This is a genomic window from Acutalibacter intestini, assembly GCF_034334985.1.
Lineage (GTDB): Bacteria > Bacillota > Clostridia > Oscillospirales > Acutalibacteraceae > Acutalibacter > Acutalibacter intestini.
This window is the reverse complement of the sequence record NZ_JAWXXL010000096.1, coordinates 1-1509: the sequence shown is the minus strand read 5'-3', so window position 1 is coordinate 1509 and position 1509 is coordinate 1. Positions and strand designations below refer to the sequence as shown.

Below are 1509 nucleotides of genomic sequence, written 5' to 3'. Positions count from 1 at the left end.
TAGAAGCCCGCGGCCTTCAACGCCCGCTTCGTCCGGCGCAACAAGGCTATATAATCCCGCTTTGAATAAAGGTCAACGCGGTATGTGTATTCCGTCCCCTGCATTTCGTCTTCTGCCGCGTCCCTATCTTCCGAAGAAACAAGCTGATACGTGAAGAATGTGCCAGCCTTCCCGCGGTAAAGCAGGCGCGCCACATTCGGGCAAAGGGCGGCAAGCGTGGATTTTACCAGCGCGTCCACGGTGTCAATCATCCTTGCTCCTCCTCCCACGCTTTCCGCATTGCGTCTCGAACTTCCGGCGTTGCCTTTTGATTAGAACGGGTAAACCACGGGCGCGCGGGCATATTGGATCGCCCGTATTGGTGGACAAATCCCACCGTGGCGTTACGCTCCCCGCGGCGGTTTGTCCCGTGTGGATATACCTCCACGCATTGCGCGCTGTCCTTCTGCCTTATCCTTGTTTGTTTAATGGAATTTGCAAGATCACCCGTTGCCCTTTCGCCCCGGAAAGTGCTGCGGATTTCCTCTTGCTGTACCCTCACCAGCACCGCCGCGCCAGCTTTCAGCATTTTCGGAACAGCTCTTGCCGCCCGTTCACTCTGCCGCATAAGCGCGGCTTCTGCCGCCTCAATGCCGCTAACTTCAAACCGCGCCACCGTCCCCGCCTCCTTCCTGTTCGCCGCTATCCGGCTCTTCGTCTTCCTGCACTTCCGGAAGATCGGAAAGCGTCAATTCCGTTATGTCCGTATTCTTCGGATCGCGGTATGTCCGCAATATCCGGTATCGCACGCCGTCCACTTCGGCCAGCTTTTGCCCGCCGTACTCTTCCGTGTATACGTCAACCTTCAATTCCGCGGCGTAACCCGCAACCGCGGCTTTGTAGAACTCCGAATAGCCCACGGATTTCTTGTTGCCAAAAAGCACCGTGCGCGTTTCCTTCGGCTCATTCGGGAAGCCGTTTGCGTTCACCCGCTCTTCGGGGGCTTCCAAGTTGATCAAGGTAATTTCATCAATCCACCGCATGATAACCCCCTGCCAAACTCAAAGAACACTTCAAGTAATCATAGGCGGCGCGGTATTTCTCGCTATCGTCGCTATACCCGAAGTTTGCCTTTGCGTATAGGATAATCGCCCGCGCGATAAGAGGATCACCCGCCGAAGGCGGTTCACCTTCGGCGGGCGGCTGTTCCTCCGGAACGTTCACACCAACAAGGCGCAAATCAGCCTTGCAAGCATCAATCAGCCCTTGCACTTCTTCGTCGAAGGCGGTTGTTTTCACACGCAAGGCGGCCTTCACCTTGTCCAGCATTTCCCGTTCACCCCTTCCGCGTTAGGTGCCGGAAGCCGCGCCGGACGCAATGGTAACAAGGGAATTCTTGTCAACAACCTTTCCGTCAACAAGCATAATCGCCTTTGTTACCTGATCGTCGGTTTCGTTGTCCTCATACTTCTTCACGGTCATAGTGTAGTTGGTGTTCAGCACGTAGTCCTTGAAGTTGAAGAGGAAGGC

The 1509-nt window shown here is 55.5% G+C and carries 5 protein-coding genes; all 5 read right to left on the bottom strand.

What is annotated here, in order from left to right:
* On the bottom strand, positions 1–251 hold a 251-nt coding region (locus U8U68_RS21785; RefSeq protein WP_322204543.1), incomplete at its 3' end, for a hypothetical protein.
* Positions 248–655 (bottom strand): HK97 gp10 family phage protein, encoded by a 408-nt coding sequence (locus tag U8U68_RS21780; protein WP_161929588.1) that lies wholly within the window; start codon positions 653–655, stop codon positions 248–250. The genes U8U68_RS21785 and U8U68_RS21780, both read right to left, overlap by 4 nt.
* Positions 642–1022, bottom strand: coding sequence for a hypothetical protein (locus U8U68_RS21775; RefSeq protein WP_217958845.1), 381 nt, complete (start codon positions 1020–1022; stop codon positions 642–644). Before U8U68_RS21775 ends, U8U68_RS21780 begins: the two co-directional genes overlap by 14 nt.
* Positions 1009–1308: a head-tail connector protein gene (locus U8U68_RS21770; RefSeq protein ID WP_217958846.1), complete on the bottom strand. Its 300-nt coding sequence runs from the start codon at positions 1306–1308 to the stop codon at positions 1009–1011. Before U8U68_RS21770 ends, U8U68_RS21775 begins: the two co-directional genes overlap by 14 nt.
* Positions 1309–1329: 21 nt before the next feature.
* Positions 1330–1509 (bottom strand): phage major capsid family protein (locus U8U68_RS21765; RefSeq protein ID WP_322204539.1); only part of this gene is annotated, 180 nt, incomplete at its 5' end.